The sequence below is a fragment of the Candidatus Paceibacterota bacterium genome (genome assembly GCA_028718635.1).
Taxonomy (GTDB): Bacteria; Patescibacteriota; Minisyncoccia; order Phycocordibacterales; family UBA9973; genus UBA9973.
In genome coordinates, this window is sequence record JAQULK010000001.1 from 235,295 (window position 1) to 250,743 (window position 15,449).

General features: G+C 37.0%; 20 protein-coding genes. 16 read left to right on the top strand and 4 right to left on the bottom strand.

The annotated features are described in order from the left end of the window. Positions 1–4: 4 nt before the first annotated feature. From PHT16_01250 to secY, 7 genes are all read left to right on the top strand, one after another. Entirely contained in the window at positions 5–190 is a 186-nt protein-coding gene (locus PHT16_01250) for a type Z 30S ribosomal protein S14 (GenBank protein MDD5721058.1), read from the top strand. A 133-nt stretch (positions 191–323) separates the two neighbouring features. Then, complete coding sequence (rpsH, locus tag PHT16_01255) at positions 324–710, top strand: 30S ribosomal protein S8 (GenBank protein ID MDD5721059.1); 387 nt, start codon at positions 324–326, stop codon at positions 708–710. Positions 711–752: 42 nt separating this feature from the next. Then, entirely contained in the window at positions 753–1,319 is a 567-nt protein-coding gene (gene rplF / locus PHT16_01260) for a 50S ribosomal protein L6 (protein ID MDD5721060.1), read from the top strand. 4 nt (positions 1,320–1,323) lie between these two features. Beyond that, positions 1,324–1,665: a 50S ribosomal protein L18 gene (gene rplR / locus PHT16_01265; GenBank protein ID MDD5721061.1), complete on the top strand. Its 342-nt coding sequence runs from the start codon at positions 1,324–1,326 to the stop codon at positions 1,663–1,665. A gap of 14 nt (positions 1,666–1,679) precedes the next feature. Continuing rightward, entirely contained in the window at positions 1,680–2,273 is a 594-nt protein-coding gene (locus PHT16_01270; GenBank protein MDD5721062.1) for a 30S ribosomal protein S5, read from the top strand. 32 nt (positions 2,274–2,305) lie between these two features. After that, entirely contained in the window at positions 2,306–2,608 is a 303-nt protein-coding gene (locus PHT16_01275) for a hypothetical protein (GenBank protein ID MDD5721063.1), read from the top strand. A 15-nt stretch (positions 2,609–2,623) separates the two neighbouring features. Beyond that, complete coding sequence (gene secY, locus PHT16_01280) at positions 2,624–3,895, top strand: preprotein translocase subunit SecY (GenBank protein ID MDD5721064.1); 1,272 nt, start codon at positions 2,624–2,626, stop codon at positions 3,893–3,895. A gap of 18 nt (positions 3,896–3,913) precedes the next feature. Here secY and PHT16_01285 read toward each other — a convergent pair whose 3' ends face one another. Further along, positions 3,914–4,516: a nucleoside monophosphate kinase gene (locus tag PHT16_01285; GenBank protein MDD5721065.1), complete on the bottom strand. Its 603-nt coding sequence runs from the start codon at positions 4,514–4,516 to the stop codon at positions 3,914–3,916. A gap of 183 nt (positions 4,517–4,699) precedes the next feature. On the opposite strand from PHT16_01285, the gene PHT16_01290 reads away from it, so the two are divergent. From PHT16_01290 to PHT16_01330, 9 genes are all read left to right on the top strand, one after another. Then, positions 4,700–5,287, top strand: coding sequence for a nucleoside monophosphate kinase (locus tag PHT16_01290; GenBank protein MDD5721066.1), 588 nt, complete (start codon positions 4,700–4,702; stop codon positions 5,285–5,287). A 127-nt stretch (positions 5,288–5,414) separates the two neighbouring features. Continuing rightward, on the top strand, positions 5,415–6,095 hold the full coding sequence (gene pyrH, locus PHT16_01295) for a UMP kinase (protein MDD5721067.1): 681 nt from the start codon (positions 5,415–5,417) through the stop codon (positions 6,093–6,095). 1 nt (position 6,096) lies between these two features. Then, complete coding sequence (locus tag PHT16_01300) at positions 6,097–6,633, top strand: NUDIX domain-containing protein (GenBank protein MDD5721068.1); 537 nt, start codon at positions 6,097–6,099, stop codon at positions 6,631–6,633. 94 nt (positions 6,634–6,727) lie between these two features. Beyond that, positions 6,728–7,126: a type II toxin-antitoxin system PemK/MazF family toxin gene (locus PHT16_01305; protein ID MDD5721069.1), complete on the top strand. Its 399-nt coding sequence runs from the start codon at positions 6,728–6,730 to the stop codon at positions 7,124–7,126. Between the two features lie 83 nt (positions 7,127–7,209). Continuing rightward, positions 7,210–7,989, top strand: a complete 780-nt coding sequence (map, locus tag PHT16_01310) for a type I methionyl aminopeptidase (protein MDD5721070.1) — start codon at positions 7,210–7,212, stop codon at positions 7,987–7,989. Positions 7,990–8,269: 280 nt separating this feature from the next. Beyond that, the gene (locus PHT16_01315; protein ID MDD5721071.1) at positions 8,270–11,038 is read left to right on the top strand and encodes a type IV secretion system DNA-binding domain-containing protein; all 2,769 of its coding nucleotides are present in this window, start codon (positions 8,270–8,272) and stop codon (positions 11,036–11,038) included. Positions 11,039–11,126: 88 nt separating this feature from the next. After that, positions 11,127–11,657 (top strand): nucleoside-diphosphate kinase, encoded by a 531-nt coding sequence (locus tag PHT16_01320; GenBank protein ID MDD5721072.1) that lies wholly within the window; start codon positions 11,127–11,129, stop codon positions 11,655–11,657. A gap of 392 nt (positions 11,658–12,049) precedes the next feature. Continuing rightward, positions 12,050–13,414: an MBL fold metallo-hydrolase gene (locus PHT16_01325; protein ID MDD5721073.1), complete on the top strand. Its 1,365-nt coding sequence runs from the start codon at positions 12,050–12,052 to the stop codon at positions 13,412–13,414. 119 nt (positions 13,415–13,533) lie between these two features. Next, positions 13,534–14,154, top strand: coding sequence for a hypothetical protein (locus PHT16_01330; GenBank protein MDD5721074.1), 621 nt, complete (start codon positions 13,534–13,536; stop codon positions 14,152–14,154). Between the two features lie 46 nt (positions 14,155–14,200). On the opposite strand, the gene rplT is transcribed toward PHT16_01330, so the two are convergent. From rplT to infC, 3 genes are all read right to left on the bottom strand, one after another. After that, a complete protein-coding gene (rplT, locus tag PHT16_01335) occupies positions 14,201–14,545 on the bottom strand; it encodes a 50S ribosomal protein L20 (protein MDD5721075.1) in 345 nt (114 codons plus the stop codon). A 71-nt stretch (positions 14,546–14,616) separates the two neighbouring features. Next, positions 14,617–14,802 carry a 50S ribosomal protein L35 gene (locus PHT16_01340; protein ID MDD5721076.1) on the bottom strand — a complete coding sequence of 62 codons (186 nt, stop codon included), beginning with the start codon at positions 14,800–14,802 and terminating at the stop codon, positions 14,617–14,619. 15 nt (positions 14,803–14,817) lie between these two features. Further along, positions 14,818–15,321: a translation initiation factor IF-3 gene (gene infC / locus PHT16_01345; GenBank protein MDD5721077.1), complete on the bottom strand. Its 504-nt coding sequence runs from the start codon at positions 15,319–15,321 to the stop codon at positions 14,818–14,820. Between the last annotated feature and the right edge of the window lie 128 nt (positions 15,322–15,449).

The following is a 15,449-nucleotide window of genomic DNA, read 5'->3' on the forward strand; positions in this document are numbered from 1 at the left end:
TGGGATGGCAAAAACATCAGTTACAGCAAGAAGCAAAAAGAAACCAAAATTTTCCACTCGATCCAAGAATCGATGTTTTCGCTGTAGTCGAGGGAAAGCTTTTATGAGAGATTTTGGTTTATGCCGTATTTGTTTTAGAGAATTAGCCAATGAAGGAATGCTTCCAGGAGTTCGTAAGTCAAGCTGGTAATTAAGGATATGGATCCCGTTAGAAGCCGCGATCGCAATTTAAAATATAAACAAAAACATGAAATTAAATATTAAAAAAATTATTAACATAGCATATCAGACACGCGAGTTGATCGCGATCTGCTTCTAACGGGATGGATTCAATTTCAAATATGATAATAATAATGAAGAACGGATCACTTGCAGGCAAAGAGTCTGTATCTTTTCCATATTCCAAAATGAAAAATGCTATCGGCGAATGCTTAAAAAAAGCAGGATACATTTCTGAAATTTCCAAAAAAGTAAAAAAAGGACAGTCTGTATTGGAAGTAGGATTGATTTACACAGACAAAAAACCAAAAATTACAGAAGTAGAAAGAATCTCCAAACAGTCTAGACGGGTTTATTTTGGTATGAAAGATATTCATTCAGTTAGAAATGGGACAGGGTTATTAGTGCTTTCTACTCCTAAAGGAATTTTATCAGGCAAAGAAGCAAGGAAAGAACAAGTCGGCGGTGAAGCTTTATTTAGAATTTGGTAATACGAAAATTGTGCGAAATATAACAAAAATTTACAAAAATTTATGAGCAGAATTGGAAAACAAGAAATTTTAATACCAGCGGGAATCAAAGCTTCAATCAGTGCTTCTTCTCTAGGCAATATTTTTACTGTGGTAGGTCCAAAGGGAACACTTACAAAGAATTTTAGAAATGATATTGTTATTACTATTACAGACCCCGCCGTTGACGGGGCAAGTAAAACAATCAATTTAAATATAAAAAGGAATGACAAATTTTCTCAATCCCTTTGGGGTACTTATGCTTCGCATATCAAAAATATGATCAAGGGTGTCGAAACCCCATATCAAAAGAAGTTAATTTTAGAGGGAGTTGGTTTCAAGTCCGAAGTCAAAGGAAAAGAAATTCATTTTGCTTTGGGTTTCTCTCATCCAGTGATTGTGAAAATACCAGAGGGCCTCACTGTTACGGCTGAAAAAAATAATATTACGATTACCGGGATTGATAAAGAGCTTGTCGGAAGTTTTACCGCATCCGTGCGTGCGTTGAAAAAACCAGAGCCTTATAAGGGTAAAGGTATGCGTTATGAAGGTGAGGTCATAAGAAGAAAACAGGGTAAGAAGACCGTATAATAATATGCAAAACAAAAACGACAAAAGAATAAGATTAAAGAAAAAGATACGAGTAAAAATCCAAGGTACGGCAGAGCGTCCTAGGCTTACGGTTTTTCGTTCAAATAAATTTATTTATGCGCAAGTCATAAATGATATGACTGGTAAAACTTTGGCGCAAGCAAGCGACGTGAAGATGACCAAAGGCACCAAAAGTGAAAGAGCAAAAGAAGTGGGAAGCGCAATCGGAGCAGTTTGCTTAAAAGAAAAAATTAAGAAAGTTGTTTTTGATCGCAATGGTTTTAAATATACTGGCCGGATAAAATTAGTAGCGGATACTGCCCGGGCTTCGGGATTAGAATTCTAAAGTTTAATTTGTATATGGATAAAGACAAACCAAAAGAAAATATGGGTATAAGAGAAAGAAAGAATACTGGCCGCAGGGGGGGCTCTTTTAATAGAGTAAAACCAGAATTTGACCAGAAGATTTTAAACATTCGCCGTGTTACTCGCGTTGTCGCTGGCGGACGCAGATTTTCTTTTAGTGTCGCGATAGTGGCTGGAGATAAAAAAGGATCTGTTGGCTTAGGTTTGGGAAAAGCTGGAGATACTGCCCTTGCGATCAACAAGGCTCTTCGAAATGCAAAGAAAAATATGGTCCGATTGAACCTCACCAAAACAATGTCTATTCCTCACGAACTCTCTGCTAAATTCTCAAGTTCGTATGTAATATTAAGACCAAACAAGGGTCGTGGGCTCGTCGCTGGTTCTGTCATTCGTGATATAATCAAATTATCCGGAGTGAAAGACGTCACTGGAAAGATTTTATCTAACAGTAAAAATAAATTAAATAATGCAAAAGCAGTGATGGCAGCATTTTCTCAAATTTCTTCAAAATATACAAAAATAATTCCAGAAAGCACCGTGATTGCCAACAAAGAAGTCGTAACAGATAGCGCCTTAGGCCCTATTTAAACAAGGGCCTAAGGCGCTGATAAAATAATCTTATGCAAATACATAATTTAAAAAGAACCCATAAAAATAAAAAAGATAGGCTTATCGGCCGAGGAGGCAAGCATGCAAAGACATCCGGCCGAGGAGGCAAGGGTCAAACAGCGCGTGCCGGCAATAAACGCCGTCCGGAACTTCGCGATATTATCAAAAAATTGCCAAAGAATCGCGGTTACCAATTCAAATCTATCAAAAAAGTTCTTTTGATCAAAAAAGATAAATTAGCTTCTCCGAAAGAAACCTTCTCTGACATCAGAAAACGCCTAGGGATAAAAGGGAAGCATATAGTTATAAAATAGAAATTTACCAAAATAATGCAAAATTTCTGGAATAAAATAAAGTTGATTTGGACGGACACAAGCTTACGCAAAAAAGTATTGTTTGTTTTTTTTGCGTTGATAGTATTCAGACTTCTCTCCGCTATTCCTATTCCAGGCATTGATACCGTAGAATTAAATAGATTTCTTTCCAACAACCAATTTTTCGGCATTTTAAATATATTCTCTGGTGGTGGACTTTCCAATTTGTCGATCATTATGCTCGGTGTCGGTCCTTATATTACTGCTTCAATTATCATGCAGCTCCTCACTATTATGGTTCCAGCCTTGAAGAAGATTTATCACGAGGAAGGGGAGGCAGGCAGGAAAAGATTTGCTCAATATTCTAGACTGCTCACTGTTCCCTTGGCTGCTATTCAGGGATTTAGTCTTTTATTTATTCTTGAACAACAAAATATTTTAGTTAATTTGACAACTTTTGACCGTATTACAAATTTACTTATTGTGATTGCGGGGTCAGTGTTGATTATGTGGATCGGAGAACTTGTCACGGAGTTTGGTATTGGTAATGGTGTATCACTTATAATTTTTGCAGGGATAGTCTCCAGACTTCCTTCTTGGGTTGGTGAACATATTTTTACTTTTGATGTTTCTCAAATCCCTATGTATCTTGTGTTTGCTATTGTGGGGGTGATTATTTTAGCTGGAATTGTCTTGGTTACTGAAGCGGAACGTCCTATTCCTGTCACTTATGCGAAACGTGTTCGAGGAACGAAGATGTATGGCGGGGGCTCTACTTATTTGCCTCTTCGAGTGAACCAAGCCGGAGTGATTCCAATAATTTTTGCTCTTTCTATTTTACTTTTCCCTCAGATGATAGGTACTTTTCTTTCTAGATATTCAAACGTAATTCTTGCGAAGATTTCTCACGTACTGATGGCATTTACTCAAACGAGCGTGTTGTATGCAGTCTTTTATTTTATTTTTGTATTTCTCTTTACTTACTTTTATACGGCTGTTACTTTTGATCCGGAAGCGCTTTCCACTAATTTGCAAAAAAATGGGGCATTTATTCCAGGTATTCGCCCAGGTATGCATACGTCCGAATATATTTCTAAAGTCTTAAGCCGAATTACTCTTTTAGGAGCTACCTTTTTGGGTTTTGTAGCAATTTTGCCTTTAATTATGCAATTCATTACCGGCAACACTTCTTTTGCTCTAGGAGGAACCTCTATCCTTATCGTTGTCTCTGTCGTCCTAGACTTAATGAAAAAAGTCGACGCACAAGTTTCCATGCGAGAATATTAGCTCTGCGTTAGGCCTTGCCTAACGCAGAGATTTGTATTTCTCAATCTCTTTCAAAATATCCTTAGTGACTTTTGAGATGGGTTGATTGCCGTTGATTATTTTTATTTTATTTAAGCTTTTTAAATATTTTGCGGTTTTGCTTACTTGATTTTTATAATATCTGATTCTTGCTTTTATAATTTTTTCCGTATCAAGAACTTTATAAATTTCTTTTACATTGCTTTCTCGGCGCTTGAGCGAACGCTTATAGACTTCTTTTTCCGGAATAGTGAGATATAAAGCAAAAAAATCTTCTTTGCGAGAGTCGAGGATTTTTTTGAGAAGCTGAGCTTCGGGCTTGAGTCTTGGACCACCCAAAAAAAGCAGATTTTTATTTTTCGGCTTGTTTTTGATCTCTTTAATTAAAAATTCCTTTAACAAAACGACGGGCAAGGGTTCGCCTTTGCCTGTGGTTCGCCTGGCCCAATCCCCATTTTTGCTTTTTTCCTTCAGAAGTTTGCGTGAATATACCCCGGTTTCCACAAACTTTAGTGCGTATTTCTTTTTAAGGATATTAGCTTGGGTTTCTTTTCCAGAAGCAGAGTCTCCCAACAATATAAGATCAAATCCAAGTTTTTTCATAATGGAATCATTCTATTATAAAAACCTTGATTATTCAAGCTAAATTTTGTATTCTTAGTAAATGCAATCCCGTTAGAAGCCGCGGTCGCAGTTAAATATATTTAATGTTAAAAAGAAATACAAAATTTAATAGCATAATCAAGTATGGTAGCGGAATAATGACCGCGACCTGCTTCTAACGGGATGCAACCGCAAACTTTTATATTTTTTGGAATAGTGGGCTCCGGCAAGGGGACGCAGGTCAAATTGCTAATGGATTTTTTAAAAAGCAAAAATCTTGGAGAACCTCTTTACGCAGGTACGGGGGATGAATATCGCAAGCTTATGAATAGCGAAAGTTATACTGGAAATATCGTAAAAGATTCGTTAAATCGCGGTGAGCTCCAACCGAATTTTTTAACCACCTCACTTTTTACTAATATTTTGATTTCTTCTTTGACGGATAAAAAACATCTGATAGCTGATGGCTATCCTCGTACCATAATGCAATCAGAGTCTTTCTTCGAGATGATGAAGTTTTACAAACGAGAGAATGTAAAAATTGTTTACATAGAATTAAGCAAAGAGGAAGCCATAAAAAGATTGAAACTTAGAGGCAGGCACGATGATACAGGAGAGGGGATAGAAAAAAGGTTTGACGAATATGTGAATAAGGTTGTTCCGGCGATGAATTATTTTAAGGATAAAATTGGATATAAAATTTTTACAATAAATGGTGAGCAGAGCATAGAAAAAGTACACAAAGATATTATTAAAGCCTTAGATTTTTAAAATATGGATCCCGTTAGAAGCCGTGATCGCAATTTAAAACAAACAAAAATATGAAATTAAATATTAGAAAAATTATTAACTTAAAATATCAGACACGCGAGTTGATCGCGATCTGCTTCTAAACGGGATGGAAGAAGCAATAATAATTTCACTGGGAGGGTCGCTTATCGTTCCCGAAAATATAGATGTAGAATTTTTAAAAGATTTTAAAAAGCTTATTTTGGAGCAGGTGGCGAAAGGTAAAAAGTTTGTGATCATTACCGGCGGGGGAGGAACTAACAAGAAATACAACGAAGCTGTAAAAAAACTTGCGAATCCATCCAATGATGATCTTGATTGGATAGGAATCGCTTCTCTTAGATTAAACGCTGAGCTAGTGAGAGTGATGTTTGGAGATTTGGCTAATGCTAAAGTCGTTGATAATTTCTCCAAAGAATTTTCTTTTGAGAAATCAATAGTTATAGGTTCAGCTTTTGAACCCGGAAAAAGTTCCGATTGGGATGCTACCTTGGCTGCCCAAAAAGTCGGCGCGAAAAAAATAATTAATTTGTCCAATACTGATTATGTTTATGATTCTGATCCGAGAGTAAACCCTGATGCCAAGAAAATCGAAAGCATTTCTTGGGCTCTATACCGAGCGCTTATTCCGAAAGAGTGGAATCCGAGGATGAATTCTCCTTTTGACCCTATCGCTTCCAAAATAGCCGAAGAAGAAAAAATTACTGTGATCACTATGAACGGTAAGCCGATCGATAATCTAGCAAAATGTCTCAGCGGAGAGAAGTTTATAGGGTCAGTAATTTCTTGATATGGAATATTTAGATATTTGTGATAGCGAAGGGAATTTAACAGGACAAAAAGAACTTAAAACAAAAGTTCATGAGCTGGGACTATGGCACAGATCTGTTCATATTTGGATTGTTAATTCCAAAGGAGAACTTTTAATACAAAAGAGATCCCCTTTAGTGAGTAATCATCCAAATGAGTGGGATATTTCTTCTGCGGGTCATGTTTCTGCAGGAGAAAGAGATATAGTTTCTGCATTAAGAGAAATTAAAGAAGAAATCGGATTAAAATTTTTAAGAGAAGACTTAATTCAAATTGGCACGGTAAAACAGACATCAAAAAGAGAGGGTTATATAAATAATGAAATAAATCCTGTATATGTAGTAAAAATAGATTTAAATCCAGAGAAAATACAAAAACAAGAGGAAGAAGTTTCTGAAGTAAAATTTATTCCCCATAAGGAACTTAAAGTTTTGGTAAATAAAAAAGACCCATCTTTCGTTCAACATCCCGAAGAATACAAATTATTATTTAAATACTTGAAAGATAATTATCAATAGTATTTTAATATCACTATAGGTCTGAAATAGTGTTTTGTTATAAATGTTATAAGCAAGAGATTTATTAATTATTTTAATTTAATAAATAAATACAATGGAAAAAGATTTTGACAACTGGAATAATTTAAAAAAATTAATACACAAAAAGGAAGTTAATGATGAGTTTAATTTTCACCCAGGAGACGTTTGGTGGACTACGCTCGGAATAAATATCGGTAAGGAAATAAATGGGAAAAATGAAACCTTTGAAAGACCAGTACTAATTTTGAAAGTGATTAATAAACATACCTTGTATGTATTACCTTTAACAAGTAAAGATCATTTTACTGATAAATATCATCGTAAGATTGATTACGAAGATGGAGGATGCGGTGTTGTTGTTTTTTCACAAATAAGGGTTATTAGTTCAAATAGATTGCTGCGAAAATTAAGTAAAATAGATAGAAAAAAATTGGAAGAAATTAAAAATCTTTTTGTGTTATTATTTCGTTGAAAATCGAATACCCGCACAAGGCGGGTATTCTCGGAAGTTCCCGAAGGAACATCAATGTGTGTATTATAGCAAAACAAGCAATTATGTCAATAATCATTAAAACACCAGCAGAAATAGAAATAATACGCGAAGGGGGGAAGCATTTGGCGATCGTGCTTTATAAAGTGAAAGAAATTGTTAAGCCGGGAATTTCTACGAAGGATTTAGATTTATATGCAGAGAAATTAATCCGCGAGTTCGGCGACACTCCTGCCTTTTTAAACTATCAGCCAGACGGGGCGAGTTCGCCTTATCCTGCGTCTCTTTGTATTTCAGTGAATGATGAAGTAGTGCATGGAATTCCAAAGAAAAATAGAATTTTAAAAGAAGGCGATATTGTGTCATTAGACCTTGGCCTCAAACATAAAGGTCTTTTCACGGATATGGCCATTACTGTGCCTGTAGGCAAAGTGAATGCGGATAATCAGAAACTTATAGAAATCACAAAGCAGACTTTGCAGGTGGGCATTGATGCAGCGCGGGGAGGAAATACGACAGGGGATATTGGGTATGCGATAGAGAGTTTTATTAATTCGCAAAAATACCATAAGTATGGCATTGTGGAAGTTTTGGCTGGGCATGGTGTCGGGCGAGCAGTTCACGAAGATCCTTATATCCCGAATTTTGGAAAAAGAGGCAAAGGGGAAAAATTAATTCCGGGGATGGTGGTGGCCTTAGAGCCGATGATAAATCTTGGTACCAAGAATGTAACGATAGATGGGGATGATTGGACTTTTCGCACTGCTGACAGAAAAAACAGCGCGCATTTTGAACATACGATTTTGATTACTGAAGGGGAGGCAGAAATTTTGACTAAAATTTAAAAACTCTTTCAGAAAAAATTTTAAAATAAAACTTTTTCCGGTACGGATTTTTTGAAGCTTAAAAAATCCTGAAATTTTCGGCTCGACAGCCTCAAAACCCCTCCAAAAGTTTATTCTAAAATTTTTTTTAGGATAGCTTGTGTTATAATTATACTAATGAATCCCGTTAGAAGTCCTATAGTTAATTAAAATCACAACTAGTGATATAATGAAGTCATGTCTTGTAGTCTTTATTATTTAATTTACTACGGAAATCTAAAGATTTCCTACTTCTAACGGGATGAATCCCTCATTCTTTAGAGAGATGCCGAAGTTTAAAAGTCCTGACGAGGAGCTGGATTATTTGCGTGCTCATGTGAAAGCCAGAGAGGAAGAGCTTATAAACACAGGGCATATAGAACATGCTACAGAGAATGCTGCCCATGGCGTAATCAGTGAATATAAAAATATACCAGCCGAACAATTAATTCATAAAAATAATCTAATAAATGAAAAAGAGGCGGAAGGTATCGTGTTAAAACTAAAGCCGGAATCTCATGATAGCGTGATGGAAGAACTTTTGGGAATTGTTATTACTAAAGGAGTTCGCAATGCCCTTTCTGTGGTGGAAATGATGAACAATCCACACGTGGATGATGATTTTCACAGAATTCTTATTCAGTATCTAAAAACTGGGGTGGCAAAATTAGATTTGCGAGAAGATTCTCCTATTTATAAGGCTCTCCATATGACCCTTTTCGAAATTACTCTTCCGCCACCAGAGGAAGAAGCAGACAAATCGAAAAGTTTTAAAGAATTTATCGGCGCCATGGAACAATTTTACGCTGGAATGCAATCCATCGGAGAAGGCAAATATAATGAAAAAGAAAACTATTTTACTTTGGAGATAGCCCTCGGCAATCAAAGCGATGAAGTCGTCGTCTATGCAGCTATTCCCAATAAATATCTTTCGCTTTTTGAAAAACAAATTTTGGCTTTTTATCACTATGCAAAAATCAAAGAAGTCGCGGATGATTACAATATTTTCAGCGAGAACGGCGGGTCAGTTGGCGCTTATGCGAGTTTTACCGAGCGCGCAGTGATGCCGATCAAAACTTATGACAATATTGAGCATGATCCTATGAATCCGATCTTGAATGTTTTTTCTAAATTGCAAACATCAGGAGAAGGCGCGGCGATTCAGCTCGTGATAGCGCCAGCCGGAGATAAATTCATAAATGAATTTCACAAAATTTTAGATGATGTTAAAGACGGTACTTCGGTAAAACATGCAGATGATAATTTTTACAAATTCAATAAAGCTTTTTTAAAAGCAGGCAAAGGCTTAATGTTCGGTCATAAAGAAAAAAGCGAAGACGAGAAAAAAGAAAAATATATGAAAGGCAGGCGCGCGGTAGATGAGGGTGCTGCTGAAAAGATAGGAAACAAGATAAAAAGCACTATCATGAAAGCGAATATTCGAGTGATCGCTTCGGGAGGGACGCCGGAGCGCGCAGAGGCAATTTTACGGGAAATAGAATCTTCTTTTAATCAGTTTTCCGAAGCAGCCAGCAACTCTTTTGTTTTTGAACAAGCAAGAGGAGGCGAATTAAAAAAACTTTTCCATGATTTTTCTTATCGTACATTTTCTGCCGATAAAATATTGCCTTTGAATTTAAAAGAGCTTGCTTCAGTATTTCATTTCCCAGTCGGAATGGGGAGCCAGCCACAATTAAGAGAAGCCAAAGCAGGCATTGCTCCTGCTCCGATAGAAATGGGCCAAGAGGGAGTAATTCTTGGGGTAAACAGTTATAGAGGCAAAGATACCGAAATTCACCTTGCGCGCGAAGATCGCATGCGGCATTTTTATGTCATCGGCCAGACTGGTACTGGTAAGACGAACATTATGCTCAATATGATAACGCAGGACATTAAAAATGGAGATGGGTGTTGCTATATTGATCCGCATGGAACCGATATTCAAACGATCCTTTCTCGAATACCAAAAGAACGCATTGAAGATGTGGTTTATTTTGATCCAGCTTATACTGCGCGACCAATGGGCCTCAATATGCTCGAATATGATCCGAAATATCCGGAGCAGAAAACTTTTGTGGTGAATGAAATGATGGGAATCTTCAACAAGCTTTTCGATATGAAAGTCGGAGGCGGAGCGATGTTTGAGCAATATTTTAGGAATAGCGCCTTTTTAGTGATGGAAGATCCGGAGTCTGGTTCAACTTTGCTTGAGATTACCCGTGTCTTGGGTGATAAAAGTTTTCGTGATATGAAGCTCGCTAAATGCAAGAATCCTATCATCAAACAATTTTGGATTTCAGCAGAACAAACGACGGGGGATCAATCGCTCGCGAACTTTGTGCCTTACATTTCTTCTAAGTTCGACAACTTTATCAGCAATGACATCATGCGTCCAGTAGTGCTTCAACAAAATTCTGTTTTTAATTTCAGGAAAATTATGGATGAGAAGAAAATTCTTCTAGTAAATCTTTCTAAGGGTAGACTGGGAGATATTAATGCGAACTTAATTGGTCTGGTGCTCGTCGGTAAGATTCAAATGGCAGCGCTTTCTCGCGTGGATATGTTTGGCAAACCTATGAATGATTTTTATTTATATATTGATGAGTTCCAAAATGTTACCACGGATTCCATTGCTTCTATCTTATCCGAAGCTCGAAAATATAGACTGTCTTTAAATATTGCGCACCAGTATATCACTCAGCTTGAAGAAAATATTAAAAATGCTGTTTTTGGCAACGTCGGATCCATGGCAGTATTTCGAGTGGGCACCGAAGACGCCACTTTTTTAGAGCCGAAATTTAAGCCTCAATTTTCTGCTCGAGATATTACCAAGCTTGAGAATCGAAATGCTTATATAAGTATGCTAGTAAATGGCCAACCAACAAAGCCATTTAATTTAAAAACTTTAGATGCAAAAAAAGGCAATCCAGATATTGTAGATAATTTAAAAGAACTTTCCTATCTAAAATTTGGCCGAGACCGAGAAGAAGTAGAGGCGGAAATCATGGCAAGGTATTCGGGGATGGAGTAAAAATGAATCACCACCCCTAGCCCCTCCTCGACAAGGAGGGGAGGAATACTTTTGCAAAATTATTTTTTTCTGCTAAGATATTCTTATTATGACAAACACACAAGAAAGAACATTGGTTATTTTTAAGCCTGATGCAGTGCAGAGAGGGCTAGTAGGGGAAATATTGTCTCGTTTTGAAAAAGCCGGATTTAAAATTGTCGGTATGAAAATGCTGAGACCGGATCAAAAACATTATTTTCATCACTATGAAACTATAGGCAAAATGATTTCTCGCCATAATCAAAAGATTTTTGATATAACAGTTGAAATGATGAGTGAAGGTCCTGTCATAGCTACCGTGTTAGAGGGAGTAGAAGCAGTTTCTTTTATAAGAAAAATGGTTGGTCCTACAGAATCAAAGAGCGCTTTACCTGGTACTATCCGAGGGGATTATTCTCATATGAGTTTTGCTCATGCTGACAAAGAGGATGTTGGGTTGCCAAACTTACTACACGCTTCTGGTGATACAGAAGAAGCAAAGTTAGAAATTGCGCATTGGTTCTCCGATAATGAACTTTTTGATTACGAAACAGTACACGAAAAGTTTACTCAAACCCAAAAACATCATTCAAGAAAATAATTTACAAAATCCTCGAAAGAGGATTTTGTTTTTTGTAACATTAATTTTTGATTAAAAAATTATTTGAAATAGTAAAAAAGTTGTGGTGTCTTGAAAAAATTTGTTGCCAAAAAATTTTAATAGCATATACTCAAGGTAGGGTTATTTCCGATTATTACCTAGAACACTAATTTATGGGAGTTTCGATCGCTTTAGGCCTTGGCCCAACGCGTCTAACACCCACTTAGCTTTAAAGCTACGGTAATACATCAGAGATAGTCCTAAGAAGAACTCCGCTACTTAAATTTATCTTAATTTATTTTGGCGGATTTTTTCTTTTACATAAGTTTTTTTTGTGATATTATCAAAGAACGGTTCTTAGAGAAACTCTCTTAAGAACCGTTCTTAAAAAAATGAAAAAAACAGCCAAAATAACATTTTGCGGGGGGGTAGGCACAGTAACGGGTGCTAATTTTCTTTTAGAGATTGACGGCAAGAAAATTCTAGTCGATTGCGGTCTTACTCAAGGAGACAAAATGGATGACGCCATCAATTGGGAGCCTTTTATATACGATCCGAAAGAAATAGATATTCTTTTTGTGACCCATGGGCACATCGATCACTTGGGAAGGATTCCAAAATTAATCAATGACGGATTCCATGGAAAAATTTATTCCACCGAACCGACAAAAGGACTTGCCTTGCCTATGCTTGAAGATACTGCAGGCATCTTGAGCAACTACACTGCCCTCGGTTTAGATAAAATCTACACAGCGGAAAATATAAAATCAGCTTTATCGCTTTGGCAGGGCTTTACCTATCACGAGACGATAAAAATCACAGATAATTTAGAGGTTGTTATGTTAAATGCCGGGCATATTTTAGGTTCGGCGATGATTGAGTTTCTTTATAATGGAAAGAAAATTCTTTTTACCGGAGATCTAGGCAACAGTCCTTCGCCGATCCTTCCTGATACAGAAAAAGTCACTGATGCGGATTATTTAATAATTGAAAGTGTTTATGGAGATAGGAATCACGAGTCGAGAGAAGATCGCAAAAGATTCTTGGAAGAAGCAATTGAAGATAATTATAAAAGAAAGGGTACATTAATTATTCCTACTTTTTCTCTCGAGCGTTCTCAGGAGCTTTTGTTTGAATTGGATGATTTGGTCACTAATAATCGCATTCCAATGATGCCTATTTTTTTAGATTCTCCTTTGGCTATTCGTTTGACTGAAGTTTTCAAAAAATATAAAAGTTATTTTAATGAGAATGCGCAAAAAGTGATACATCCTGGTAGACATCTTTTTGATTTTCCGGGGCTTCACGACACTTTGCAATCCAAAGAATCGCAAATGATTAGAAATGTGCCCAATCCTAAAATAGTTATCGCTGGGTCCGGAATGTCGACTGGCGGACGTATCGTGCATCATGAAAGACATTATTTGCCAGACCCAAACAATACTTTGCTTTTGACTGGGTATCAATCTGTCGGCACCCCGGGGCGTCTAATAGAGGAAGGAATGAAGACAGTGCGAATAACTGGAGAAGATGTGGCCATAAGGTCGCATATTGTAAAGATTTCTGGGTACTCAGGACACAAAGATTCGGATGGGCTTGTAAATTTTGTGGGAGATATGGAAGATACAGTCAAGAAAGTTTTTGTGGTTATGGGAGAGCCAAAATCATCGATGTTTTTAGTTCAGAAATTAAGAGATTGTTTAGGCCTTGAAGCTTTTGCTCCGGAGAGAGGGGAGAGCGTGGTTTTGGAATGTTAATCCCGTACGAAGTCCTTCAGTTAATTAAAGTCATAATAAATGTTATACTAAGACAGTATTTTAAAGTCGTTATTAATAATTTAACTACGGAAATCTAAAGATTTCCTACTTCGTACGGGATGGATTCTAAAATTAATTTTCCAGACAAACATGGACATAACCAAATAAAGATTTGTGTTTCAGGCGCGGCGGAGACAGGAAATTGCGGAGTAGACGCACTAGAAAAAGCCAAAGAACTTGGACGCGAGATTGCGCGTCAGGGAGCCGTGCTTGTAACAGGCGCCACGACCGGATTTCCTTTTTGGGCAGCGATGGGAACGAAAGAAGCAGGCGGGATTTCTGTGGGGATATCTCCTGCAGCTTCAGAAAAAGAACACGTCGAAGTGTACAAGCTTCCTCTAGATTATATGGATTTGATTATTTATACTGGTTTTGGTTATCCCGGGCGCGATCTTTTACTTACTCGCAGCTCTGACGCAGTTATTTGCGGTTGCGGGCGCATAGGTACTATTCACGAGTTCACAGTTGCTTTTGAAGATGGAAAACCTATTGGTATTTTCAAAGGTACATGGGAAATGGGAGCAGAACTTGAAGAGATTATTGCCAAGGGGCATCGCCCAAATTCTAAAATAGTCGTCGGGAATGATCCAAAGGAACTTTTAGAAGACGTTATTGCCCTTGTTAGAAAAGACAAGATACCGGAATACAAAATTACAAAAACTCCAATGCCCAGCAAGTAAGAAACTATAAAAAACTCAAGATTTATCTTGAGTTTTTTATAGTTTCTTACTTTATCGCTGCTAAAACTTTAGCAAAAGTTTCTGGGTGATGTTCTGCGAAGTCAGAAAGGATTTTTCTATCCAGCATTATGTTTTTCTTATGAAGGGCACCGATCAATTTTGAATAAGACATACCGAGCTCTCTCGCGCCGGCGTTGATTTTTATATTCCAGAGTTTGCGATTGTGAGATTTTTTATCTTTTCTGTGGGCGAAAGAATAACTTCCAGCATGCAGAAGCGCATCTTTTGCTAGGCGTTCCTTGGTAGAACGTCCATGGCGCATTCCTTTGGTCTGTTTCAAAACACTTCTTCTTCTTTTTAACGCATGTACTCCTTTTTTTACTCTGGTCATGAATATAATTTACCTCACCCCTTCGCCCCTCTCCATAATTTTCAGATTATGGAGAGGGGTTGGGGAGGGGTCTAACTAAATGGTAATAAGTGACTTTTTGGTTTGTTTTTAATAACAAAATTCTGCCCTTTTTTGCCGGCGAGCTGGGTTCCGCGCGATTGTTTTGCATTGAAATGATTAAAACCGGGCTTGCGGGAAATTATCTTTCCGTTTTTCGTAAGTTTTAATCTCTTGCTGTATGATTTATTTGTTTTCATTCCTTTTCCCATAAATTATTTTTTCTCTATTGTTGTTGTTAAACCTTTTGGACCCCTTTTGTAATTATCTGATATTTTATAATCTTCGGTAATTAAATGTAAAACTCTATCTAAACGTTCTCTCAAAAATTTTTCATCCATATATTTCGCGCGTCCTGCGAGGAAAAGCTCAACTTTGATTCTGTGGCCTTCCTTTATCCACTTTGAAGCAGTTTTTGCTTTCAGCTCTAAATCATGATCTCCTGTGCCTATTTTTATTTGGATGGACTTGGTTTCCGTCTTATTTGAGCTAGCCTTAGCCTTTTTTAATTTCTTGGCAGTTTCATATTGGTATTTGCCGAAGTCCATCAGCTTGGCGACTGGGGGATTGCCATTCGGGGATATCTCAATTAAATCCAATCCTTTGCTTTGAGCTAGCTCTAAAGCATCTCTGATACTTAAAACACCGAGATTTTTATTTTCACTGTCTAAAACCCGCAGTTCTTTCGCTCGTATTTGGTTGTTTATTCTTTCTCGCAATTGATATAGTAGGCTTTGACTACACAAGGAATATTAGCTTATTTGGACGTTAAAGTCAAACATTATGTGCAATTTCAACAAAATGGCTTGACTTAATTATTTGCATAGTATATCATTATTGATATCTT

What these genes read in the sequence shown, in the direction of transcription:
- PHT16_01290 (MDD5721066.1), top strand. Translation starts at nt 4,700, where the DNA reads ATGCAACCGCAAACTTTTATATTTTTTGGAATAGTGGGCTCCGGCAAG.
- PHT16_01320 (MDD5721072.1), top strand. Translation starts at nt 11,127, where the DNA reads ATGACAAACACACAAGAAAGAACATTGGTTATTTTTAAGCCTGATGCA.
- PHT16_01285 (MDD5721065.1), bottom strand. Translation starts at nt 4,516, where the DNA reads ATGAAAAAACTTGGATTTGATCTTATATTGTTGGGAGACTCTGCTTCT.
- rplF (MDD5721060.1), top strand. Translation starts at nt 753, where the DNA reads ATGAGCAGAATTGGAAAACAAGAAATTTTAATACCAGCGGGAATCAAA.
- PHT16_01340 (MDD5721076.1), bottom strand. Translation starts at nt 14,802, where the DNA reads ATGAAAACAAATAAATCATACAGCAAGAGATTAAAACTTACGAAAAAC.
- rpsH (MDD5721059.1), top strand. Translation starts at nt 324, where the DNA reads ATGGATTCAATTTCAAATATGATAATAATAATGAAGAACGGATCACTT.
- secY (MDD5721064.1), top strand. Translation starts at nt 2,624, where the DNA reads ATGCAAAATTTCTGGAATAAAATAAAGTTGATTTGGACGGACACAAGC.
- pyrH (MDD5721067.1), top strand. Translation starts at nt 5,415, where the DNA reads ATGGAAGAAGCAATAATAATTTCACTGGGAGGGTCGCTTATCGTTCCC.
- PHT16_01330 (MDD5721074.1), top strand. Translation starts at nt 13,534, where the DNA reads ATGGATTCTAAAATTAATTTTCCAGACAAACATGGACATAACCAAATA.
- PHT16_01270 (MDD5721062.1), top strand. Translation starts at nt 1,680, where the DNA reads ATGGATAAAGACAAACCAAAAGAAAATATGGGTATAAGAGAAAGAAAG.
- PHT16_01305 (MDD5721069.1), top strand. Translation starts at nt 6,728, where the DNA reads ATGGAAAAAGATTTTGACAACTGGAATAATTTAAAAAAATTAATACAC.
- rplT (MDD5721075.1), bottom strand. Translation starts at nt 14,545, where the DNA reads ATGACCAGAGTAAAAAAAGGAGTACATGCGTTAAAAAGAAGAAGAAGT.
- PHT16_01275 (MDD5721063.1), top strand. Translation starts at nt 2,306, where the DNA reads ATGCAAATACATAATTTAAAAAGAACCCATAAAAATAAAAAAGATAGG.
- rplR (MDD5721061.1), top strand. Translation starts at nt 1,324, where the DNA reads ATGCAAAACAAAAACGACAAAAGAATAAGATTAAAGAAAAAGATACGA.
- PHT16_01325 (MDD5721073.1), top strand. Translation starts at nt 12,050, where the DNA reads ATGAAAAAAACAGCCAAAATAACATTTTGCGGGGGGGTAGGCACAGTA.
- map (MDD5721070.1), top strand. Translation starts at nt 7,210, where the DNA reads ATGTCAATAATCATTAAAACACCAGCAGAAATAGAAATAATACGCGAA.
- PHT16_01250 (MDD5721058.1), top strand. Translation starts at nt 5, where the DNA reads ATGGCAAAAACATCAGTTACAGCAAGAAGCAAAAAGAAACCAAAATTT.
- PHT16_01315 (MDD5721071.1), top strand. Translation starts at nt 8,270, where the DNA reads ATGAATCCCTCATTCTTTAGAGAGATGCCGAAGTTTAAAAGTCCTGAC.
- PHT16_01300 (MDD5721068.1), top strand. Translation starts at nt 6,097, where the DNA reads ATGGAATATTTAGATATTTGTGATAGCGAAGGGAATTTAACAGGACAA.